Genomic DNA, 24,301 nt, shown 5'->3' with positions numbered 1-24,301 from the left:
CTGACGCCTTAGTTGTTGATGGTGATTGTGAGCGCGGTGCCCGGTGGCACGATCACGTTTTCAGTGAATGTCCCGATCGTGGCTGAACGCTTCCAAGACACGCTTGCCCGCGACCGCACCGACGTCGGTGAGTTGCTCGAGAAGCGGCTGATACCGGCATACGATACAAGATCGATCTCAGGAAGATCAAAGCCACTGGGGCCCATCACCACGTTTGGGTAACCGAGGCCCGCCGGTAGGTCAATGGTCGGCGTGCCTGCAAAAGTCACCTGTGCCCAAGATCTCAGTTCTTGTCCGAGGCTGGACGTTGGACGAAAGGCTTTGATCGTCTGGTCCAATGCAGCGACAGAATCGGTTTGAGTGCTGTTGAGCAGTGCTTTGTAGAAGTCCACCCCCAACTGGCGCACCAGATATCCGCCAAACACGCCATTGACGTCGTAACTGAAACAGGTACCGAAAGTCATCTGAAAATTCGTCAAGCTACAGTTCCCGCTGCGGGATGAAAGGTAGTCACTCATTTGCTGATCACGAACAGGATTGAAGCCCGGAGTGATGCGGTTGGCAGTAATGTCCTCCGCAATGGTTGCCGTGGTTTCTTCCAGCCACAAGGCGAATGACGCTGGTGTCGCCCTAGTAGCAGCACGGCGATAGAAGTTGGTCATGTGTGTCGCTTCATGCACCATCACAGCCTTGGAGGTGGTCAAGTCCTGATTGAGGTACGCCGCTTCAGAGTCAATGAACATCATCACAGCCTCATTGGATGCAGGAAATACCGTTGACTGGAAGTTGTTTCCCGAGAAGTAGTAGCCCTGTACACCGCTGGGATTTCCGTCGGGATTCAAATTGGCTATGACGATATCAATCCGCTGGTTGTCGCTGATCAGATCATCCGGATAGAGCGTTGAACCCCAGGGCTCCCCTCCCAAGGATCGGATCGAGTCGTGAATACCGAGAGGGTTAACGTACGCTGAAATGAGTTCATTGACCATCTGGTCGGTGATGCGGCTCGGTCCGCGCTCGCTGTTTTCTACCCAAAAGTTCACCATGCGACCATCTTGAGCAAGGCGCTGCTCGACCAAAGTGGTGTCTCGACCGTTGTCTGTGGAATTGCATACGGCCAAGTCGGTGTCAAGGCAGTCGATCCATCGACGGGTGTCGCCGGTAGTGGCTTTCAGGATGGGAGTGACCCCAAGCCCACCTTTTGAGAGAACAGCGTTCTTGTTCAAGTAACCCTTGAAGCCCTCGGCGTTGAAACCAGATATCGCCTCGTCTGCTTTGTTACCTTTGCTCGAGGTCGGGCTCCGGACACTTGAAGAAACGGACAACAAAGCTGCGTCTGTCTGATAGTTTCCCTCCACAGGCAAAGCGATATTTGTGCCTGTGGGGTTGGCAATTGTCAAAAAGACATCCTGCCCACTAAGTCCCGCGATGGCCACCTGGACAGTTGCTTGGGCACCTCTTGAGTTGACATCCAGACACCAGCATTCGATCCCGGTGTGAACATAATGGGACTGGTGGCTCCGCAGTTGATGCAGTCCACTTCGATTGAAGAGAACGTTTGACCTGCCTGAGCGTCAAGTGTGGGACCAGATTCGACACCACCACTTCCACCGCAAGCAGTCAATGAGGCGACGAGGATCAGTGGTGCTGAGAAGGGGCGGTAAAGCACCTCGCGAAGTGTTGTTATGGGTGTGATGGTGTTCGGGTTGGGTGGCTGCAGCCTACGTCGGTTCGCTGATCAATGTGCCCATGCCCGGATGTAAGGCAGGGAGACGCGCTGCGCGGCATCAACACTGTGAAACTGAACCTGATCGTCAGCAGAGTTCTGTAGATCCCACCCAGATGCTCAGCCCCGCTCGTGTGCAGCACCACTGAGCTGATGCTGGTGAGTTTTGATTTCCGGGGACCTTTGGTGGAGCATTGGGTCAGCCTTTGCCAAAGCCAACGCGTGACGCTGATGAACTTGAACAATGAAATTCTTTTGCAGCAATGTCCGTAAGTCTGCGATCTCAGATGTGACCAGTCGAAGTTCTTCGGCTTCAATGCGCCAGCACGACCCTGAATGTTGCACGACCGATCGCCATGGAGCTGGCACCACTCCGAGCAGCAACTCGGCGCCGAGCATTGAGTCACTTCCAACAGAACCGACCACTAGAGGCTGCTGGCCTCGACGATCTGTGACCAAGGAGATGGCGCCGCTGCATGGGAAGTACGCATGTGAAAGTACTTTGCCTTCAGATCCAAGATCCATCGTAGGCACAAGGTCAAAACGCTGACACTTTTCGAGAAACCGCGCCATATGCCGTCTCGGCAAGCGCTCAATAAGATAGTTATGAAGTTGATGCATTGCGCTCGCTTTGCCATCTACAAAATTGTCATGTATGCGTGCATCGCCACGAATCACGCACCATCGAATGAAGCAAATTTATTGTGCTGTCCTCTGTAGAATTTGACTGTTAGCTACCGTACAGAACGCACGCCGCACATCACATTTCAACCCCGTAGATGCTTTACGGCCAGAAGCGGCGGGGAAAGTGTGCCATGGCCTTCATGAACCACCTTGTGACCAATGGTTGCTTATGGATCTACCCAGCGCACACCAGAGATGGGTGGTCGGACAACCTGGCTGATTTCCCTGCTGTTTGGCGTGACACTCATATGGCTGGGCGCCATGGTCGGTAGGGGCAGCAAACCTTTCGGGTGAACGGGATGTGGCATCAACCGTACGATTTCCTCTTCAACATAGAGTCCCTCAGAACTAGGAGGGAGATCGAATTTGGTGCGGCCCGAGGCTTGCTTCCAGAGGAGTGCATTCTCAACAGGAGACGCAAATGCATCAAGACCGTGTCTTCGATTCGGCCCACTTTTTCCAAGCGGGTGAAGAGCTACCTCCCCGAGTCGTTCTCACTGAATCATCTGACTCTGCAGTCGTTTGCTGGCATGTCGAGCCAGGCCAACACATTGATTTGCACGCGCACTCCGGCGACCAGGACACAAGGATCGTGCTTGCTGGAGAGGGTCAATATTTTCCCGATCAGTCGGGTCATTTCCTGCAACTGCGCCCCGGCTTCGTGGCCGTAGCCACACGAGGTGCAGAGCGCGATACGCTGACACTTCCGCGAAGTGCTGCGATCTACAGGTCGAGCCGTCGCGCCAGCAACCTAGGCACGACCAACACCGCGATTACCACCGCTAGCAGCGTGGCCGACACCGGGCGCTCCAAGAAGACCACGAAGCTACCCTCGCCGATGGACAGTGCATTACGTAACTGAGCCTCGGCCATCGGACCCAGGATCAAGCCCACAATCACCGGCGCTGTGGGGAAATCGTAGCGGCGCATCACCACCCCCAGCAGACCCAGGCCGTACATGAGGAACAGGTCGAATGAACTCTGGCGCATGCCATACACACCCACCGTGGCGAAGATCAGGATGCCGGCGTAGAGCTGCGGACGCGGGATCTTCAGGAGCTTGACCCACAGCCCCACCATCGGCAGGTTCAGTACCAGCAGCATCACGTTGCCGATGTAGAGTGAGGCAATCAGCGCCCACACCAGTGTGGACGAGGTCTGGAACAGTTGCGGCCCGGCGTTGATGCCGTAGTTCTGCAGCGCACTCAGCAAAATAGCCGCCGTCACCGACGTGGGAATGCCAAGCGTGAGCAGGGGCACCAACGTGCCGGTCACTGCCGCGTTGTTGGCTGCTTCGGGACCAGCCACGCCTTCAATGGCGCCGGTGGTACCGAACTCGGCCTTGTGCTCCGGGCTGGCCAACTTGCGCTCGGTCGCATAGCTCAGAAAGGTGGGGATCTCGGTGCCGCCGGCGGGGATAGTACCGAACGGAAAGCCGATGACCGTGCCACGCAGCCAGGCGGGCCACGAACGGCTCCATTCACTGCGCGTCATGTGGGCACGCGTCATTTTGTTCATGAAGGCCGGGCTGCTACCTTCGTACAGCGCGTTGTAAAGCGCTTCAGCCACCGCAAACAGGCCCACCGCCACCAGCACCACCTCGATGCCGTCCATGAACTCGAGCACACCGGCGGTGTAGCGCACCTGAGCGGTGATCTGATCGATGCCGATGAGGCCGAGCGCCAGGCCAAAGAACAGCGCAGTGAGACCACGCAGCGTGCTCTGGCCGAGCACGGCACTGACCGTGGTGAAGGCCAGCAGCATCAGGCAGAAGTACTCGGGTGGGCCAAGCTGCACAGCGAACTCGGCCAGGATGGGTGCGAACAGCGTGACCAGGATGGTCGCAATGCTGCCCGCCACGAACGAGCCGATGGCCGCGCTGGCCAGCGCGGCACCAGCGCGCCCGCTCTTGGCCATCTTGAAGCCTTCGAGCGCGGTGACCATGGTGCCGGTCTCACCCGGTGTGTTGAGCAGAATCGAGGTGGTCGAGCCGCCGTACATGGCGCCGTAGTAGATGCCGGCGAAAAAGATCATCGACGCGGTGGGCTCCACCTGTCCGGTGATGGGCAGCAGCATCGCCACGGTCACGGCCGGGCCAAGACCGGGCAGCACGCCGATGGCCGTGCCGAGTGCGCAGCCCGCAAAGGCCCAGAGCAGGTTGATGGGAGTGCCCGCGGTGGCAAAACCGCCGAGCAGTTGGGTGAGGGTGTCCATCATGTCATTGCTGCCTTGGCGCTCAGATCCAGCCGCTGGCCGTGATGCCCGGCAGATTCACAGCAAGCAATTTGGTAAACAGCCAGAAGACAGGTGCCGCAATCAGCATGCCGGTCACTGCATCCTTGACGGTCTGACGCAGGTCACCAGCTGGCTCGCCTTCGCTAGCACGCAGGCCACGCACCGCGAGTACAAAACACAGCGAACAGCTCAGGATGAAACCGATGGTGGTAATTAGAGATGCGTTGAACAACACACCTGCCGAAACCCAGGCCAGTGCGCGCCAGTCGCCGCCGGCCGCCCCAGAGGGCTCTTCCATTTGCCGGTAACCACCTGTGAGCACCTCACGGATCAGCATTACGCCGCACAGGCCAAGCGCCGCGCTGATCAACCAAGGCAAAAAGTTGGGGCCAACGCCGGCATAGCCCGCGTCGGAAGGAATGTCCATTGCACCCCAGGCCAGCACGGCGGCCACGATCAGCGCGCCGATACCCATGGCCAGCTGGCCGGGGCGGTGGTTGGGGGGAGGTGATGTGTCGTTGTTCATGTCAGCTTTCTGCTCGATCGGAGCGAAACGCGCAACGAATGAGTCATCGCTCATTCAGGGGCGTCGAGAGCCCGGCTCCGCCGGTCCCAGATGCCGTCCTCCAACCGCCGCAGGCGAGAAAGGGGAAGGCGCAAACCGGCGAAGGGGCTGCTTCCCGGTTCTAGACCATGCCGGCGCGGACCATCGTGGCGCGCAACGAGGAAAAATCTTTGTCCACGAACTCGTCAAACGCCTTGCCGGTCAGCAGTGCGGGCGTCCAGTTGTTTTTCTCCACGGCCGCCGCCCACGCTTTGCTTTGCGTGGCCTTCACCACCATGGCGGTGAGCGCGTCGCGCTGGGCAGGGGTGATGCCGGGCGCGCCGTAGACACCGCGCCAGTTGCCAATCTCAACGTCGATGCCCTGCTCTTTCAGCGTGGGCACGTCGATACCTTTGACCCGCTGAGCCGAGGTGACGGCGATCGCGCGCATCTTGCCGCTCTCGATGTACTGCTGGAACTCGCTGAAACCGCTGCCGCCCAAGGTGACATTACCGCCCAGGATAGCGGCGACCGCCTCACCGCCGCCGCGGAACGGCACATAGTTGATCTTGGACGCCGGCACGCCGACAGACTGCGCAATCTGCGCGGCAGCAATATGCTCAGTGGCGCCGCGCGAACCGCCGCCCCACTTGATGCTGCCCGGGTCTTTCCTGAGCTGCTCGACCACGTCCTTCATGGTCTTGTAGGGCGAGTTGGCCGGCAGCACGAACACGTTGTATTCGGTGGTGAGGCGGGCAATCGGGGTGAGCTGCGTGATCGAAACCGGCGGCTTGCCGGTGATGATGCCGCCGAGCATCACGGCGCCCATGACCATGAGCGCGTTCGGATCGCCTCTGCTGGCGTTGAAGAACTGCGCCAGTCCAATGGCGCCGGCCGCGCCGCCCTTGTTTTCAAAGGTGACCGAGGAGGCCACACCCGCGTCGCGCAGGGCTTCACCGAGCGCCCTGCCGGTGCCGTCCCAGCCGCCACCGGGGTTGGCGGGAATCATCATCTTAATGTTGGCGCTGGCCCAGGCCGCATGGGGCACGGCGCCGGCGGCCGCCAGTGCGGCCAGGGATTTGAGGAAAGTGTCGCGACGCATGGTGTGTCTCCTGCTGTGTGTGATCTGCCGTTGCTATCTTGCGGTTGAGCCCTGTCAATCCGCTGTCTCGCGTCCTAGGGAAAACCCTTGCCGCGAGACTGTGGAGCTCAGAAGCGGTGGCGCAAACCGAACTGAATGCCGTTGGAATTCGATCCCGCTACGGGGCTGTTAAAGCCCAGCGCGGAAGCAGTGTCGTTGTCGACCACGGTGAGGTGGCCGTAGATGGCGGTGCGCTTGGACAGGTTGTGATTGGCCTGCAAGGTGTAGAGGCGTGCGTCGTCGCTGGCGGCAGCGGCTGAACCGTTCACGTCCTTGGCCTGCGCTGCACCCACCGAGACCGTGGTCTCACCAGACTTGAATGCGGCGGAGAGGCCATAGACCTTGAGCTTCTTTGCGGCCTTGTCCTCGGCGTCGTAGTAGGCCGACAGCTTGAAGCTGCCAAAGTCGTATGCACCAGCCAGAAGCAAAGCATCGCGGCCCTGTTTGCCGGCCAATACGCCATCTGCATCGGTCACTTGCATCAGCGAGATTCCCGCGGTGAGCGGGCCATTGGCGTACAGCGCGTGTGCGCTGACCTGCTTGGCGAAATCAGCGCTGGTGTTGGTGCTGACACGTTCCTCGCCCAAGCTGTACTGCAGCTGGAACACAGTGTTACCAACGGTAGGAGAAACGTAGGTCACTGCGTTGTCGACCCGGTTGTAGTCACCATTGCCAATAATCGGGACCACGCTCAACACGTCGTAGGTCTTTGTGCCGACGATACTGACCACGTCGTCCATTGGTGTGTATTGGCGGCCCAGTCGCACAGCACCCCAGCCACCGCCCAAACTCAGAAAACTCTGACGGCCAAACATTCGGCCGCCTTGGCCGAATGTGCCGACGTCGGCATTGAAGCCGCTCTCCAGAACAAACATGGCTTTGAGGCCACCACCCAAGTCTTCGGTGCCACGAAAGCCCAAGCGTGAACCCTGCTGCTGACCGGACGAGACGCGGGTAAGAGAAGTCGCTCCTTTGACGCGTTCCAAGGCGACGTCAACGACGCCGTACAAGGTCACGGACGACTGGGCAGACACCAGCCCACTGAACAGACCCAGAACGCCCAGGGCGATAGCATTTTTTTTCATATTGACCTCAAAAGTGGAATGGATAACCGCAACAAGCCTGATGCGTCCGGCGCGGTGATCGGACACGCTGCATGCTCGGTTCGCAGGCTGTCAGTCCGCTGTCCATCTCATCCGTACTAACCCTGTAGTTCGCTCTGAAAGCGCTGGGCCCGTGGCCATAATCCAGCTCAATGAAACTGCTTCTGATCGAAGACAACGCGACCATGCAGACCACTCTGCGGCGCAGCTTCGAGCGGCGCGGCATGCAGGTGCTCAGCTGCGACGACGGTGCCCGCGCGCTGGCACTGTGGCAGGCCAGCTTGCCCGATGCGGTATTGCTTGACCTGAGCCTGCCGGGCATGGACGGCTTGTTGGTGCTGAGCCAAGCGCGCGCCGCCGGTCTTGAGACCCCAGTGATCATCCTGACCGCGCGCGGCACAGTGGGAGATCGCATCCTGGGGCTGAACACTGGCGCCGACGACTACCTGCCTAAGCCCTTTGATCTCGACGAGCTCGAGGCTCGGTTGCGCGCCCTCGTACGCCGCTCCGGCAGCGCCGACCACACTACAGGCAACGCCGACCGGGGGCCGGTGTGGTGCGGCATGCACGTGGAAAAAGACAGCGGCGCGGTGTACTTTGCCGGTCAACCCATGGAGTTGGCGCCGCGCGAACTGTCCCTGTTGCAAGCCCTGCTGGGCAAACCAGGGCACGCCATGGCCAAGGAGCGCCTCTTCGAGCTGGTGTTTCCCGGTGAAAGCCAGGTGCAACCGGAGGCCATTGAAGTGGTGGCCTACCGCCTGCGCAAGAAGATCGCCCACACCGGGGCGCAACTCGTCACGCTGCGCGGCCTGGGGTACCTGCTTAAGGCCGAGAGTTGATGCACATTCGCGCCACGGGCCACAGGACTCGCACCCTATCTCTGCGCCGCACCTTGTTGCTCGGCATCCTGTTGCCGGTGTTCGTCTTTGTGCTGATCAACACAGTGGTGCTGTACCGCCAGGCGCTGGCCGCCGCCGATACCGCCTACGACCGCACCCTGCTAGCCACCGCCAAATCGCTCGGGGAGCAACTGCGCGTCACCGGATCAGGTAGCGAACTGCGGGTGGAATCCACCGTGCTCTATTCGGCGCTGGAAGCCTTCGAGGCCGACAACCGCAGCCGCATCTTTTACCGCGTAAGTGGTCTGCAAGGCGAACTGGTCTCGGGTTTCGACGATATGCCCCCAGGACGCAGCGACATTCCACAGAAAAACCTGTACGCGGCGCTGGTGAACTTCTACGACGACGAGTACCAGGGGGTGCCTGTGCGGATGGCGGTGCTGCTGCAACCAGTCTCGGGCGTGTACGAACAAGGCATGGCCACCATCCAGGTGGCCGAAACGCTGGAGTTGCGCGAGACCCTGGCGCGACAGATCCTGATTGACACGCTCTGGCGCCAGGCCGCACTGGTGCTGGTGATCGCACTTGTTGTGGTGTTCGTGGTGCAACGCGCTACGCGGCCGGTGCGCGCCCTCAGCAGCGCGTTGGGTGCGCGCAGCGAAAACGATCTGTCGCCCCTGCCCACCGCAGGCGCGCCGCGCGAACTGCTGCCACTGCTGGACGCCACCAACCAGCACATGCAGCGTCTCTCACATTTACTGGACCACCAAAAACGTTTTGTGCGCGACACCTCGCACCAGTTGCGCACGCCGTTGGCAGTGCTCAAGACGCAGGTGCAGTCGGCCCAACGCGGCGATGTAGAGCCGCGCCAGGCGCTCGATGAGATCGGCCACACGGTAGAGCGTGCCACCGAACTGGCCAACCAGATGCTGGCGCTTGCCAAGGTGGAGCAGCTGCGGCAAGAAAAAAGCGCACCTGTGCACGACTGGTCTACCGTTGTGCGGCTGGTAGCACTCGACATGTCAGCGCTCATCGCGGAGCGCTCGCTCGACTTTTCCATCACCACCGAGAGCGCGCCGGTGCGCGCCCACGAATGGGCCCTGCGCGAGCTCAGTCGCAACCTGCTGCACAACGCCATCAAGAACACGCCCCCGGGCTCCGCGCTCACCGTGTCGCTGGTGGCGGACACACGGACCGCCGCGCTCACCATCAGCGACGAAGGCCCGGGCATCTCGGCCGCGCTGCGCGAGCGCCTATTCCAGCCATTCGCCACCGAACAGCAGCGGGGCAATAGCACAGCGGGCTCCGGGCTGGGCTTGGCGATCTGCCGAGAGATCGTGCAGTCGTTGGGAGGCACCATCGATCTCGAAAACCGTTTCTTGTTAGGCCACGCCTCCGGTCTCGACGCCACGACGCGTCTGCAGTTGGCTTCAATCGCCTGAATAAAGAAACTGCAGAGAATGTTTTTGACTCCGTCAAGATCTCCCGCTGATCATGGTTCACGTCGTAAGCCGGGGTTGTTGTAGTCGCTTCCTACATAAGAGTGTGAACTGCCGATCGGGTTCGGAGCATCGGTCGACGCGATGACGTTTTGGTGCTCTGATTCTCTGATTCTCTGATTCTCTAGCGGTCTGGCCGTTGAAATGAATCATTAAAAACATCATTTCCTGTTCAGCGACTTTCGTACAAGGTCAGAGGCCCGGTCGAACGCCAATTTCTGTACCTCTCGATCTAACGCAACCCATCGTGTTTTATCGCCCGCACCAAGTGCCAGCAATTCCTCCACGGCGTCTAAGGCGGACAGATCGGACGTCTGCAACAAGAGCAGTAAACGTTCTAGAACTCCGCGCTCTGCATTGGTCAACGGCTTACTTGCTTCACCGTCGACGTGATCAACAGTTGCAATTTCAGAAGGGGCCGTTACTCCAACTTCGAGTAAGGCCTGCTCGGTCCTTGCAGCGAAATCACGCAATTGCTCTATGTTGATCTCCATACCAGCCCCGCAGCGTTGTTCTTCTTCTCCTGCAACTTCTGCAAGCGCATCAGCGCCAATGGTGGCCGCCATTCCTTTGAGTGAGTGCAGCGAGCGCTTGGCCTGATCACGCTGCTCATCCAACAAAGTTAACTCGCAGCTTTTTATGTATCTAGGTAAATCACCGAGAAATTGAGCGCTGAGTCGGTCCAAGAGACTGGTGCTGCCGCCCATGCGCTGGAGCGCATCGGTGCGGTTGAGCAGAGCCACTCCACTTGGCCTGGCCTGGCCTCTTTTGACTTGGTGGATGATGAGCTCGTGAGCTTCGCTTATGCCATCTGGCGTTGCCAACTCCAGAGAATGCCCTGCATGAACGGCAGGCTCAACCAGCTTCAATCCCAGCAGAGTGGCAACCAGTCGATCCAGGTCAAAAGGCTTGCCAACGTGGTCGTCCATACCTGCGGCCAGACAGGCTTCACGGTCGCTGCCCATTGCGTTGGCGGTCATCGCGATGATGGGCAACTCGCTAAAACCCAGGCGTTCGCGAATGACGCGCGTCGCAGCCAGGCCGTCCATCACGGGCATCTGCATGTCCATCAATACCGCGTCGTAAGGCTTGCCATTCGCCATGGTCGCCTCCACTGCTTCCACACCTCGCAAGCCGTTGTCGGCAATATCTACCAATGCACCTTGCCCACTGAGCAATTCTTCGGCTACCTGTTGGTTGATGGCGTTATCTTCCACCAGCAGTATTCGCAGGCCCTTCAGTGGCTGTGCCACTGGAACTGAAGAGCGCTTGCTGGCCTTGTCCTCTTGGGGTTGCATAGCCGCGTGCACAGCATCGAGCAACATAGATGCGGTCACTGGTTTCACCAAGTACCCGTCGATCAGGCTTTGCACCTCGGAAGTTTGCTGTGCAAGTATTTCTCGGCCATGGGCCGTGACCATCATCACGATAGGCACGACGTCGGAGTCACCGCTGCTGGCAGATAGAGCACGAATGCGTGCGCTGGTTTGCCATCCATCCAAGCCGGACATCGTCCCATCGACAAAAATTGCGCGGTACGGTTCTCTCCGAGCAGTGCGCAACGCGATGCGTTCCAGCGCGGCTTCGCCGCTGTCGGCTGTCTCCAGCCGCCAACCCAAAGATTCCCCCATCTTGGCGATCAACTCTCGAGCCACCGGGTTGTCGTCCACAACCAGCACGGGAAAGCATTGGGTGTTCTGTGACACTGTTTCTTTCTGCGTGCAACTTGGTGCTTCGATGGCATGGGTCTTGGCATGCACCACTGGCAGCAGCACGCTGAACGAGAAGGTGCTACCGCAGCCCTCGGCACTTTCAAGCTGAAGCTGCCCACCCATCAGTTCGATCAGTCGTCGGCAGATAGACAGACCCAGCCCGGTGCCACCAAAGCGCCGGGTGGTAGACGCCTCCGCCTGGGTAAAGTCAGCAAAGACTTTGTGCTGGTTTTCCAGCGCGATACCAATGCCGCTGTCCTTCACGGAGAAGCGAACGCGGGCTCGCTGTTGGTCCACATCTCCCTCGAGGCGTTCAAGACAGACCTGCAGCACGATCTCACCGTGGGATGTGAATTTGATCGCATTACCGCCCAGATTGAGCAGAATTTGCTGTAATCGCAGGCTGTCTCCGAACAACTCGCGAGGTACGCACGGGTCAATGTCGAACAACACTTCCACCGGCTTGTGACCCAAGCTGGTCGAGAAGATCATCGACAGATCCCGCAACAGCCGGTCGAGATCGAATGGCTGGGGGTCCAACGTCATCTTGCCAGCTTCCACCTTAGAGAAATCCAGGATGTCGTTGAGCAGCCCTAAAAGCGACTTGGCCGCACCCGTGGCTTTCTCCAGATAGTCCAACTGGCGCGGCTGCAACGCAGTGTCGTGCAAAAGTTTCAGCATGCCCAGAATCGCGTTCATGGGCGTGCGAATTTCGTGACTCATGTTGGCCAGGAACTGGCTCTTGAAGAGGCTGGCTTGCTCTGCCTGGTCTTTTGCGACCAGCAGTGCATCGGCTTGAGCCTTGTGGTCGGTGATGTCCACATAGGCAATCACCACACCAAAGTCTTCATGTTGAACCGGCATGGCACTGACTGAAAGCCATGCGCTGTGCGGACCCGTGATGACTTGCATCACTGCATCGTGAACCCCGGTTTTTTGAGTCAGAGCACGCACACTGGCAAACTCTTCCACCGGCATGGGCGTACCGTCCTCGCGGTTGACCACCCACTCCTTGCCCCCATGATTGCGCTTCAGGTGCTCTGCCTTTGAGATGCAAAGCATCTGCTCCGACGCCGGATTACAGTCGATGATGCGACCTTCGGAATCGGTGATGGATATACCCACCGGCAGAACGTCGTAAATGGCGCGCAGGCGCATTTCTTCCGAAGCGATCTTGCGTTCGCGTTCACGTTGTTCGGTGATGTCGATAGCGGTGCCATACATCCAACCAGCCGAACCATCGGGCTCACGAATCGCGAGTTGACCACGGACTTGAACCCAGATCCACCTTCCGTTGCTGTGACGCATGCGGAGTTCGGCCTTGTAGAAGTCCAGTTCAGTGCTGAAGTGCCGCTTCATCGACTCATCTGATGAACCCAGGTCGTCTGGGTGTACCAGACCCATCCAGGTATCGATCGTCGTAGGTTCAAGCTCTTCCAGCAGATAACCAAGAATTTCAGCCCAACGCTCGTTGAAGATGATGTGACCGCTGGGAACATGCCACTCCCAAGTGCCTGCTTGTGTCCCTTTGAGAATGTTGTCCAACCGCCTGCGCTGGGATTCGAGTTCGATTTGTACCCGCTTCTGTTCGGTGATGTCGGTTCGGATGGCAATGTATTTCTCCACCAAGCCATCGACGCTTACAAAAGGGACGATGGTGGAGTCCTCCCAGTACAGCTGACCGCGCTTGCTGCGGTTGCACACCTCGCCCCGCCACACTTGACCACGTTTGATGGTGACCCAGGCATTGCGCCAAAACTCATCGGATTGCTTGCCCGACTTGAGTATCCGATGATTGACACCGAGCAGCTCATTTCGCTCGTAGCCGCTGATGCGCACGAACTCTTCGTTCAGATCAACAATGTTGCCTTGCAGGTCGGCCACCGAGTAGATGGTGCCTTGATGGATGGCTCTCATAAGAGAGTCTTTCTCCTGAACGACTAGCTTGAGCCGCTCCAGCGCCTCGCGCTTGTCCGTCACATCGCTCTGAATGGCCATAAAGCCGGTGTGTCGCCCGGTGGTATCGAACAAGGGCGTGATTTCGAGCTCCAGCCAGAAATACTGCCCATCTTTTCTGCGATTGAGGATTTCTGATTTCGAGTGCTGACCGTGTGCAACTGTCTCCCGGATATGCGCCACCGTTTGTTGATCGGTTTCGGGGCATTGCAACAAGTTTCCAGGTTTTTTACCAAGGGCTTCTTTCTGCGTGTAGCCTGTGATGCGGGTGAAGCCTTCGTTGGTCCATTCGATCAGACCTTCTGGACCGGTCAATATCACTGCGTTGGTGGTTTCGCGCGCCACGCGGGCTAGCAAACCCAGTTCTAGTTTTTGCGCTTCTGACTCTGACAGCGCTTGCACCAGGCGCAGTTTAGTCTCGCGTTCAAGGGTGATGTCCAGTCCGATTTCGATGAATCCGGTCAGCTGTCCTGTGCTGTCCCGAATGGGCTGTACTTCGGTATCTATCCAGTACGTGTGGCCATCCTTGGCTCGGTTGAGGATTTCCACCCGGCACGCCACGCCTTGCTCGCTTGCATCTTTGAGCTGTTTCAGGGAGGAGGGGTCAGCCAGTCCACTCCCCAAGAGTTCACCCGGAGTGCGACCCAGCGCATCTTCCAAGGTATAGCCACAGACACGGGTGAACCCCTCATTGACCCATGTGATGCGTAAATTTGCATCGGTCATGACCACCGCGTTCGCTGTGTGCTCCGCAACCATGGCCAGTTTCTGCAAGTCCAATGTCATTTGCTGGGCGCGAACCTCGGCCCGTATCCGACCCGTTGCCTGCAGCCAAAGCACCCAGCACAGCAGAGTGCTGAGCAGTGCGCCTGCGGCACTCAACCCATAGACCAACGGAAGGTTGGTGGTGGCATCAAGTGCTGGAGTGCTCTGGGCCCTGATGAACAGGCGAGTGCCGTGGGAGAAAATTGGAACTTCTCCGCTCAGCAATGACTTTTGAGAAACGCTACCGGTTTCAAAAAGCGATTGTCCACCTTCAACAATCGGTTTGTCAGAAATTTGTATATTCAGACCGCTAGTGCGAAGCAAGGTCAAGCTCGGTTGCAGGATTTCTTCGAGGACGATGGGTGAGTACGTCAATCCATGCAGGGCTGCCAGACGTTCCTCCGGCGTATTCAAGGACATCCCGCGCCGGTAAACCGGCACGAAGATCAGAAAGCCGGGGCGAGACTGGTTGTCTTGTACCAAGCGGATGACGCCAGAGAGTGCTGCCTGACCGCTGCGCGCAGCACGCTCGGCCCCCTCTCGCCGAACCGCCTCAGAGCCCACGTCCAACCCCAGGGCAGAGTGGTTTCTGGTCAGCGGCTCGATGAACTTGATGAAGTAAAGGTCATCCCCGACGCTACCAAGGCTGCGCACCGCGAATCCGGGCATACCGTCGGCTTGTTCGCGTTTGACAAAGGCTTCCAATTCTGGACGTTGCACCCTTTCAATAAAACCCACACCGCGAACGCCCGGAAACTCTACTGCCAGGCTACGTGATTGAGCATAACGCTCAAACTCCGCCCGATTTACGGATTCGGTGGCGGCGTAAACCCCGCGGGCGCCCATCAAGCCATAGACCGGTGTCTGAATGCGGCGCTGGATGTCATCGCTGATTCGCTGAAGCTCTGAATTGAATCGGAATTGCAGTCGCTCTTGTTGATAGTCGTACAGCAAGGCAGTCAGCACAGCCGTGAGGATCAAGCCGATTGACCACAAGCCAGCTATCCACAGCATAGGCCTCTCACGCTGTTGCGAAAATTGATGATGTGTGGATTTTCTTGACCGAATGAATGAGGGCATACCGCTAAACGCCGATGGTCGACTGAATGTCAGTTGACTTGAAGAATCGCTCCGGGCTGGAAAAAAGGAGCACCTCGAGGACGGTTTTGTGCTGTAGAGCGCGGGCAGCGACGTCGATCAGACCAGCCAGTTTTCGATGTGCTCATGGGAATGTTTTATTGCATTTTTAAGTTTTGCGCTTTGAATGAACTGCGCGCACCGTCACCGCCTAAAAATCTTATGCGTACCGCGAAGGTGACCTGTCTGATCTCTCATTGAGTCCAATTTACGCTCCCATGGTGAGTCGTAGAACGTGATGACGATCATCCCCAATGCTCATGGAAGGGTAATCTTTGTCAAAGAACATGAACGCTTGAATAAAAGTGGAATCCGCTGCCTTTTCGCTGTTTCGTGGAACTTTGGACACTGCATCAAGATGTGAGGACTTCCTTACTAAGCGTGTTTTCCACTCCCTCAAGAAAATTTTGAATGTGACTTCTGTGTCGAGCATGAGCACAAAAAGGTAAGCGAAGGGATGAACTCCCCACCCATAGGGGGCGTTCATGTATGCACGGTCATCCCATTCTTGAAGGGAATGGTTCAGGCGGCAACGACGGTATCCACTAATTAGGTGGATACCATGAAGGAAGCCAAGAAGAAGAAGACGGGCCGGCGGTTCACCGCCTTGCGATAGCGCCTCGTGCTCAGGTTCAGGCCCAGTTCGGCTTGTTTCTTCATGACCTGATTGTTCTGCTTCGCTGGCTTTCACGCCATCGAGAGCTGCACGGAGTTTTCAATACAATCCCTATGGGATATAGCTAGCTCGGAGACGCCACGAAACAAGCAGCTTTGCAATATTCGTATTGTGTTGAAAATCTGGAGAGCGCCCAATCCGATCCACAATGACGCTGCTCAAGTACTTTGCGACTTCCGCTGCGTCATTGCCGTCAACCAACATTTGAAAGACGATTGGCAGGTACGCATGGTATTCGTCCCTGGCCTCAGGAATTCGCGAAACACCAATTGGGTCCCAGACGTAGTGAAGTACTTCGTCTACGGCACGGTAGAGCGCGAGTTGCGATGGAGTGAGCCGCTGATCCATGGTTTTCAATGACTATACGCGTTTAACCGGTATTTGCAGTTATGCCATTGCTCATGCGAGTTGCCATCTTGACCGACTCGTCACGTAGTCAACGTCCGGCTTTGCGGGCTCTGAGATGCTCGCAAGCGGGGTGACTCGCGGCCTGGCGCTGACTGGGTCAGTGTCGACGTGGCAGGTCAGACCGAAAATCGCCTGCATCATCGCCACGGTCATCACCTGTTGTGGTGGTCCCTGGTCATAAATACGCCCATCGGGGCCCATTGCCACCATCACATCCGCATAGCGCGCAGCTTGATTGAGATCGTGCAGCACCGCCACGAGTGTTCGCCCCTGACGTTTCAATCCGGCCAACAGCTCCATCAGGTCATGCTGGTGGTTGATATCCAGGAACGTTGTTGGTTCGTCCAGTAATACGATGGCCGTTTCCTGCGCAAGTACCATAGCAAGCCACGCGCGTTGACGTTGACCGCCCGATAACTCATGGAGCTGACGCTCGGCCAAATCCGTCACGCCAGAATGGGCCATCGCCTGTGTCACGGCAGATTGGTCTACGGGGCCTGCACGACCCCACCATGATTGATGTGGCGCGCGTCCGTAAAGCACCAACTCTTCTACAGTTAACCCTTCCGGAGATTCTGCTCCCTGCGGCAACAATGCGATCTGCCGAGACAAGGTCCGGGGGGAAATGGCGGCTAAGTCCCGTCCGTCCAGCAACACCCTGCCCTCTCCTGGCACCAAGAGTCGCAGCAAGGTCTTGAGCAATGTGGACTTGCCGCAGCCGTTGGGGCCTACGATCGCGGTAAAAGCACCGTCTGCGATTGCTAGAGTGATTTCGTTCAGCACTCGCCTGGAGCCGTAATGCAGTGTCAGGCGCTCGACACACAGCCTTGCATTCATATCACCTTTCGGTAGCGCGATAAAAGATGGAGGAAATACGGCGCGCCAAGAAGCGCCGTCATGATGCCAGCCGGCACTTCCAGTGGTGACAGCAAGCCGCGGCCCAGCGTATCTGCCACGAGTAGCAGAAAGCCACCAAGCAATGCTGACAGCGGTAACAGTCGGCGCTGATCGGCACCAACCAGCAGGCGCGCCAGGTGCGGTGCGAGCAACCCTATGAATGCTACGGTGCCCGCAACGGCCACCGCACCGCTGGCTAACAGCACCGAAAGAAGAAGAGCCTGTTTGCGTGTACTGTTGACGGACACTCCCAGCGCTTGCGCCGCAGGGTCTCCCAGCGACAGCAGATTGAGGCGCTGGGCGAGCAACAGCGACGCCGGCAACAGCAGGACCAGGGGCAACGCCAATATCAGATGGTCCCAATTGCGTCCCCACAGCGAGCCACGAAGCCAGATCACCGCTTGGGCTACCCGGTCTGACTGGGCACTGGCCAAGTAGTCAATCCCCGCTGCGAACAATTGCGTCACCGCGACGCCGACCAGCACCAAATGCATCGGGCTGACGCCGCCGCGCCATGCCAACCGGTAGACCAGCAGCGCTGCGGCAATGCCACCGGCAAACGCAGACAACGGCAGAAACCACAGTGGCATGTCTTCGAGCACCAGCACCACAAAGGCGGCGGCAAGGCCGGCCCCGCTGGTGACTCCGATCACGTCCGGTGCAGCCAACGGATTGCGTGTTACCCCTTGCACCAAAGCACCAGAGACAGCCAATGCAGCACCAACTGGCCATGCCAGCAGAGCACGTGGCGTTCTGAGCTGCAGGACCAAATGGCTGTATGGACTGGTTTCAGACCATATGGCATGCCAAGTGTCGTGCAGTGTCAGCGGGACCGCACCGACAGCCAGCGACAAAAGCGTAAGCACCACCACGCTTGACAACGCGATACTCAGCAGCAGCGGGGAATAGGTGGACGGTCCCCTCATCGCCGCTGCTTCCAGGTCAGGTACAGAAAAAACGGCGCGCCGATCAGAGCCGTGACGATACCCACGGGTAACTCGAAAGGGTAGCTGATCAGGCGAGACACCGCGTCGGAGAGCAACATCAGTACACCGCCCAGAAGACCGGCCAGCGGCAACACAAGACGATAGTCTTGCCGCCCAAGCAGGGCACGCGCTGTGTGCGGCACGATGAGGCAGACGAAAGGAATCGCGCCGACATAAGTGACGATAGCGGCGGCGGCCACCACGACCAGCAGTGCGCACAGTATCCGCACGGTGTGAGTCTTCAGGCCCAGGGCATGCGCGGCTTCATTGCCCAGTTGCAACAAATTGAGCGGGTGAGCAAGCACCAGTGCGCCTAGGGTGGCACAAAGAACCCAAGGCCATAGACCGGCTACATCTTGCCATGTCATCCCATCCACGGAACCGGCCATGAAAGCGACGATGCTGACACCCAGCTCGTCGTTGAGTATCACTGCGCCGTCAGTCATTGCCGCAAGCAGTGAAGACAACGCCACGCCGGACAACACAAGACGCACCCCACTTGCACGACCGCGGTGAAGACCAGAAAGTAACAACACCAGTGCGCCGGACAGCATCGCGCCAGCGCAGGCCATCACCAATGTGGGCAATTGCCAACGCTGCAGCACTCCCAGCGACAGCGCAACGAACAGTCCCGCCCCTTGGTTGATACCCAGCACGTGGGGGGATGCCAGCGCGTTGCGGGTCACGGCCTGAAGCAGGCTTCCTGCCAACCCCAGACCCACGCCCACCAATGCACAGACCAACATACGGGGCAGACGAATGTCGCGCACGATCATTGCCGACATATCCTCGCCCCCCCACAGCCCTGAGAGCATCAGTGGGTGCGGAGAAAACGCCAGCAACGATAGCCAGGCAGCAAATAACAGCGCCAGCAGCGTTACCAAATAGACCAGCAGCGCTCGCTTCATTGCCGCAGCAGACTCTGCAGCTGTGCAGTCATCAACTCGGCGGAGATCAGACCGCGCGAGCGAGCCCACATGTTGCCATCCACCCAGTACACGCGCTTGTTTTGTACTGCCTTCAGTCCTCGCCACAGCGGAGTTTTCGCCCAGTTGTCTATCTGGGATGGCTGGCTGTAGCGCCCGAGCAGCAAGATGTCTGGATTGACCGCCAACAATTGCTCAAGCCCTGTTTTGGCGTAGGGCTCGGACCACATTTGATTACGCCCAGGCTTCAATGGGGTGTCGAAACCGAGACGCTTGAGCACGCCAGCCGCATAAGTCGCCTCGGTGTGCAACCAACTGCCTTTGTCGCTGGTGACGCCAAACACCGCCGTGAGCTTCTGATCGTTCTCTATTGAGCGTGCGTGCTTGTCCATCACCTGCGCGTGGCGTCGCAAACGTTGACGCATCAGCTCTTCTTTGCCCAGAGCTCGCGCCACCATCTGCAGTGTTTGAAGGTCCTCTTGGTAGGTGGAAGATCGAACGTCGATGATCAATGTCGGTGCAATGGCCTTCAACTCGCCGTACACCCCCTGGTGCAGCCGCTGGTCCGCGATGATGAGATCGGGTTTGAGCGCTGCAATCGTCTCAAGGCTTGGCTGGTAGCGACTGCCAACCGAGGTATAGCCTTTCACCGCGTCGCGTAGTGGTTCAATGATGCGGTCTGGCTGACGATCGTCGGCGATACCGGTCGGCGCCATGCCCACCGCCACCAAGGCGTCAACGAAGGAAAACTCCAGCGCCACCACTCGCTTCGGCGGCTCCGACAACACCAGCTCGCCCTGTGCGTGCCGAACGCGTATCTCGGCACGCACAGGCGTCAGCCAAGCAGCCGCCAGTGTCAGCGCCGGCAGCAGAATTCGTGCGCTTCGTGCGTTCATCTATTCGTTCCTTGTTCAAGTTTGGATTTCCATCCCACCATGGTCATGTGATCGCTACCTCCCCTCGTTGCGTTTCTTCGACGCGCGGACTGCATTGATCGCATGGAGTTCGGTGCGTCGTTGCGCGCGGCCGGGCTCGTCAGTCCGGCGGGTTGGGCATTGAATATGTGTTGCACGGATTTTTTCTGGGGAGGGATGAGTCAGCTGCTGGGGCGTAACCGGTGGCGAGTCGCCAGTGTCAAGTAGGCCGCGGCGCAAGCCACCATCGCAGCGCCGAGAAAAAACGGCGTGCCCAGACCGAAAGTCTGGGCAACAAAGCCGGCCGACAGGCCCGCAGCTACTGCACCCCATTTGGAGCTGCTTTCAAACCAACCGAAGGCACGACCGGCGCTACTGCAATGCACAGCCCCGGCGATCAGCCGGTGCAGCGCAATGAAACCCGCTGTCATCGCCAACCCCATCACCACTCGCCACCCGATCAGCGCGCCGAGCGAGCCGGACAGGGCTTGGCCCACCAGGCAGAGTGCCAGCGCGGCAAACGCCGCAGCCAGGATGACGGTTCGCCTCCTGTGAGCGAGCCAGCGGGTCAACGGCAGCGCCGCGAGCAGGTAGACAGCATGCGGCAGGCCGAACAGCAGCCCGGCGATGCCGGTGGATAACCCAACGAAGCGCTGCTGTACATACGGGACGAAATAGGGAAAAGTCACCACCGTCGCAAACACAAAAGTGAACTGCAGGGCAAAGACCTGCCTTGGCTTGGCCTCAACCAACTCCACAGCTTTGTGCACGACTGACATTTCATGCGCCGCGTTGCCCGTTGGCAGCCAGAGCGCCAACGCTAAGGCAGCCAAGGGCAACAGTGCCAACCAACGATACATTTCGATCGGTGAGCTTTCAGCCGCCTGTAAGGCCAGGCCTAAAGTCAGAGGCGCGACCACAAGAGCAGCGCGCGCCGACCACTGCAAGGCGCTCATTCCATCTGACAAGGTTGAACCGCTTGCAATGGTCGCCAAGTACGCATTGGAAGCCGCAAAGGTACCGCCCAGCAATCCCTGCAGTGCCAATGCAGCGAAGAAAACCCAAATGTCTGTGGCAAAGCCAGCCAACAGAAAGCTGGCGGCTAACCCGAGCTGGGCTCGGATCAGAAGCTTCTTCTTGCCATAGCGGTCCGCAAGCCGACCCCACCAAGGACTGCTCAGCGCGGCAAACGCGATCGGCACAACGTAGAACCAACCGACAAGATGGTGCGCCTCGCTGTTCAGTGACTGCTCTAGGATCAGTGCGAAGAACGGCGGCATGCCGAGCGCGGCGAAAGCGGCCATGAAATGACCCACCATCACCGCCAGTAAGACAGTGCGCGGTACAGACGGCGGCGTCATGGTGGGACCTTCAGAAAGTTGGGCACGCTATCCCCATCAAACTTGTTGACGTCGGCCAAACAGTTCATGCCCCTATCAAGCAGAGTCGCCGCGCCACAGCAGATACCAGATGAGCAGCCCACTTTTGTCGATCTGTATTTACAGATCCATCTGCAGGCTCGCCAGAACAGCTCGGCCCGGTTGCGGCATGCGCCCCTGGCTGTAGTCGACGCCACGGAAGTAGTAGTCACGATTGAACAGGTTGTTGAGCGCAAGACCAGCCTTCATACGGGTACCGTTCCACTTGAAGGCATACCCGACTTGCGCATTCCACAACCAGTACGATGGGATTCGGCCCACTGAGCCGCTCGCGTTCTCGGCTACTGTGTTGGCGCCATCGCTGAACATCTCGCTCTGGTAATGCCCGTTCAGGCTCCAGGTCCAACCTTCGCTCCGGTAGGTGGTGTCCAGTGCCAGTTGATGGCGCGGCGCGTAGGGCAGCTTATTGCCTTTGAACGAGCCGGACTGCTGCTCGGTGTCCACTTGCGTATAAGCAGTCTTGAACTCTAGCCCTCTAACCGCCTGTGGTCGCCACTTCATCTCGAGTTCTGCACCCTGGTGACGCGCCTGTCCGAGATTACGGAATCCGACAGTGGCATTGACAAACTCCAGCTTGTTGTCGAACTGGAAGCGAAATCCTGTCAGCGACAGATCCAGCTCGGGGGTGACGGCCCAGCGTACGCCAGCTTCAATGTTTTTCGCACGCTCTGCCGCCAGGTCGCCACCGAACGTAATCTGGGTGAACTGGACTGGGCGCAGCGATCTGTGAGCATTGGCAAACAAGAACACGTCATTGTTCGCCTGATAGCCCACATCCAGACCCGGCAGCCAGTCCTTGGTCGTATCACGCGTCTGTACGCCAGTGGCATTGTTGCGATAGGAAAGCCTGACGTCTTCGTGACGCACACCCGGTGTAATTTTCAGTTTGTCACTCAACAATGAAAAGGTGTCGCTGACGTAAGTTGCGTAGGCGTCGTTCTCGAAGCGCCAGTCACGGGTGACGGTGTAGGCGCCACTGGCGAGATTGGTGCTGTCGACCTTGTAATCCACTTCCTCGCGCATGTAGCGCATGCCCAGCATGATTTTTTGCTTGACTGGACCATCGATGTTGAAGCTGAGTCTTGGCTCGGTGCCATACACGGAGAATTCCCTTGGGGACGATTGGCGTTGAGTGGATGCAACGTCTGCATTGCTCGCATTGCCGAAAGCAAAGGTGCGCAGGCTGCGATGACCGAAATTGCTCCAGCTGAGTTCTGCCCCATCGCCGAATTGATGTGTGTAAGTCGCGTAAGCACGCGTGGTATCGCCATCGAAGCGATCGTGCGGACGGGTCGATTGCGTCCGGTCCAGTTCGTATGCGCGCGGCGTTAGAGCGCCGGGCAGTTCGTTGCGAGTCTTGTAACGCTGCAGTCCCGCTTTGATCTCTGTAGTGTTATTTGGAAACCAGTTGGCATCGAGCGTCAGGTTTTGTACGGAGGTGTCGGAATGGGCGCGTTCGCCCTGCCCGTCGATCACATTGGCCTGTACCTGCAGTCCTAAACTCTCGGTGACAAAACCGCCGGCTCTCGCGTAGGTATCGCTCAAGATCCTGCCGCTCTTGGCAAAGGACAAAGTCTCCTTGAGCGAGAAGGATGGCTTTACCGGAATGCGCTTGGTGACAAAGTTGATCACCCCCCCGACGTTGTTGGGGCCATAGTGCACCGCCACTCCTCCACGCGCCACATCCACCGCCTCGACAGCATTGAGCGTGAGGGGAAACAGCGACGCGCCGGTTTGGCCGTATGGTGCGAGCGTCATCGGGATGCCGTCCTGCAACAACAGCACCTGCTCGCTGCGTAGCGGATTGAGGCCGCGCACACCAATGTTCGGCAGTACACCCGTGCCACTCTCGTCAAGGACGGTCACGCCAGGCACTTGCCGCAAGATTTCGTCCAAGGTGCGTGCACCGGTGTCCGCTAGGTCATCTTCACTGATGACGGTTCGGGCACCAGGATGTTTCTTTGCTGCATCGGAACTTGGCGCACCCAACCAATCAGTAAAAATATTTACCGTCGGTAGTGTCGTTGCCGGTACGACTTGCTTCACTGTTTCAGCCTGAGTCAGTTCAGCGGCGTCGGCATGGGATGCGATCACGCCAAACATCATTTGTATGGCAACCATGACGGGATGTCGGGCAAAGTTACTGCGCATTTTTCTCTGGGCCTTTACTGTTTTGTAAACCTACAGCCGTGTATTCACCCATACGGGACATTGCACCAACGGCTTACGAATTGCGAATGCGATTGATTCGCATCATGTACTGTAACATGATGGAAATGTCATCCTCAAGTTTTGACACGGTTTCGCCAGGCCAACATCGTCAGGTCCGGTGCGCTGCGCTGCGCGCTAACCCACAGCCCGTGTACCGCGTATGCCCCGGTATCCCAGATCCACATGCGCCATAGGGGGCTTCATGCCCGTGTCCTGCATCAGAACGGTGGCCTGCTCCAGCTGGGTGCTCAGCGTGTAACCATCAAACGGGTTGCCAGTGAAGGCGCGTGCGCCCACGATCAGGTTGTGCTTCAAGGTGCAGCGATGCCTACCTTCACGCCGAATTCGTAATACGTCCTGCTCTTGCCCTTGGCAATGCACTCCACCTCGGGTGGCGTGCCAAGCGTGGAGCCTGGATGCTCCGCTGGTGTTCTTGCGGTTGCGCGATAGATCGATGCGTATTTCGGTCGCTGCTGGACACACAGTTCGGTTTCTATTGGACA

Annotated in this window: 15 protein-coding genes and 1 pseudogene; 2 read left to right on the top strand and 14 right to left on the bottom strand. The window is 58.4% G+C overall.

From position 1 onward, the window contains the following. Window positions 1-8 precede the first annotated feature (8 nt). From IV113_RS11400 to IV113_RS11375, 6 genes are all read right to left on the bottom strand, one after another. On the bottom strand, window positions 9-1,400 hold the full coding sequence (locus IV113_RS11400) for a hypothetical protein (RefSeq protein ID WP_291084678.1): 1,392 nt from the start codon (window positions 1,398-1,400) through the stop codon (window positions 9-11). 446 nt (window positions 1,401-1,846) lie between these two features. Continuing rightward, window positions 1,847-2,347: a hypothetical protein gene (locus IV113_RS11395; protein ID WP_291084675.1), complete on the bottom strand. Its 501-nt coding sequence runs from the start codon at window positions 2,345-2,347 to the stop codon at window positions 1,847-1,849. A 786-nt stretch (window positions 2,348-3,133) separates the two neighbouring features. Next, on the bottom strand, window positions 3,134-4,624 hold the full coding sequence (locus IV113_RS11390; protein ID WP_291084672.1) for a tripartite tricarboxylate transporter permease: 1,491 nt from the start codon (window positions 4,622-4,624) through the stop codon (window positions 3,134-3,136). Window positions 4,625-4,646: 22 nt separating this feature from the next. After that, window positions 4,647-5,171 (bottom strand): tripartite tricarboxylate transporter TctB family protein, encoded by a 525-nt coding sequence (locus IV113_RS11385; protein ID WP_291084670.1) that lies wholly within the window; start codon window positions 5,169-5,171, stop codon window positions 4,647-4,649. A 160-nt stretch (window positions 5,172-5,331) separates the two neighbouring features. Continuing rightward, complete coding sequence (locus IV113_RS11380) at window positions 5,332-6,291, bottom strand: tripartite tricarboxylate transporter substrate-binding protein (RefSeq protein ID WP_291084667.1); 960 nt, start codon at window positions 6,289-6,291, stop codon at window positions 5,332-5,334. Between the two features lie 107 nt (window positions 6,292-6,398). Further along, window positions 6,399-7,481, bottom strand: coding sequence for a porin (locus IV113_RS11375; RefSeq protein WP_291084664.1), 1,083 nt, complete (start codon window positions 7,479-7,481; stop codon window positions 6,399-6,401). Window positions 7,482-7,585: 104 nt separating this feature from the next. On the opposite strand from IV113_RS11375, the gene IV113_RS11370 reads away from it, so the two are divergent. Together IV113_RS11370 and IV113_RS11365 are read left to right on the top strand one after the other, a co-directional pair. Further along, a complete protein-coding gene (locus IV113_RS11370) occupies window positions 7,586-8,272 on the top strand; it encodes a response regulator transcription factor (RefSeq protein ID WP_291084661.1) in 687 nt (228 codons plus the stop codon). Then, window positions 8,272-9,714 carry a sensor histidine kinase gene (locus IV113_RS11365; protein WP_291084658.1) on the top strand — a complete coding sequence of 481 codons (1,443 nt, stop codon included), beginning with the start codon at window positions 8,272-8,274 and terminating at the stop codon, window positions 9,712-9,714. The genes IV113_RS11370 and IV113_RS11365 overlap by 1 nt, the downstream gene beginning before the upstream one ends. Window positions 9,715-9,932: 218 nt before the next feature. Here the strand turns inward: IV113_RS11365 and IV113_RS11360 are convergent, their stop codons facing one another. The 8 genes and pseudogenes from IV113_RS11360 to IV113_RS11325 all read right to left on the bottom strand — a co-directional run. After that, entirely contained in the window at window positions 9,933-15,218 is a 5,286-nt protein-coding gene (locus tag IV113_RS11360; RefSeq protein WP_291084655.1) for a PAS domain S-box protein, read from the bottom strand. Between the two features lie 1,198 nt (window positions 15,219-16,416). Then, complete coding sequence (locus IV113_RS11355; protein WP_363318608.1) at window positions 16,417-17,208, bottom strand: ABC transporter ATP-binding protein; 792 nt, start codon at window positions 17,206-17,208, stop codon at window positions 16,417-16,419. 50 nt (window positions 17,209-17,258) lie between these two features. Further along, complete coding sequence (locus tag IV113_RS11350) at window positions 17,259-18,194, bottom strand: iron ABC transporter permease (protein WP_291084718.1); 936 nt, start codon at window positions 18,192-18,194, stop codon at window positions 17,259-17,261. Between the two features lie 50 nt (window positions 18,195-18,244). After that, window positions 18,245-19,216: an iron ABC transporter permease gene (locus IV113_RS11345; protein ID WP_291084650.1), complete on the bottom strand. Its 972-nt coding sequence runs from the start codon at window positions 19,214-19,216 to the stop codon at window positions 18,245-18,247. Beyond that, complete coding sequence (locus IV113_RS11340; RefSeq protein WP_291084647.1) at window positions 19,213-20,130, bottom strand: Fe(3+) dicitrate ABC transporter substrate-binding protein; 918 nt, start codon at window positions 20,128-20,130, stop codon at window positions 19,213-19,215. The genes IV113_RS11345 and IV113_RS11340 overlap by 4 nt, the downstream gene beginning before the upstream one ends. A gap of 200 nt (window positions 20,131-20,330) precedes the next feature. Next, window positions 20,331-21,509: an MFS transporter gene (locus IV113_RS11335; RefSeq protein ID WP_291084644.1), complete on the bottom strand. Its 1,179-nt coding sequence runs from the start codon at window positions 21,507-21,509 to the stop codon at window positions 20,331-20,333. A 138-nt stretch (window positions 21,510-21,647) separates the two neighbouring features. Next, window positions 21,648-23,708 (bottom strand): TonB-dependent siderophore receptor, encoded by a 2,061-nt coding sequence (locus IV113_RS11330; RefSeq protein WP_291084641.1) that lies wholly within the window; start codon window positions 23,706-23,708, stop codon window positions 21,648-21,650. A gap of 252 nt (window positions 23,709-23,960) precedes the next feature. Next, window positions 23,961-24,190, bottom strand: a pseudogene (locus IV113_RS11325) (IS5/IS1182 family transposase); the annotation flags it as partial. Between the last annotated feature and the right edge of the window lie 111 nt (window positions 24,191-24,301).

The sequence above is a fragment of the Hydrogenophaga sp. genome, assembly GCF_018780385.1.
Classification (GTDB): Bacteria; Pseudomonadota; Gammaproteobacteria; order Burkholderiales; family Burkholderiaceae_C; genus Hydrogenophaga.
This window is presented reverse-complemented; position numbering and strand designations above follow the sequence as displayed.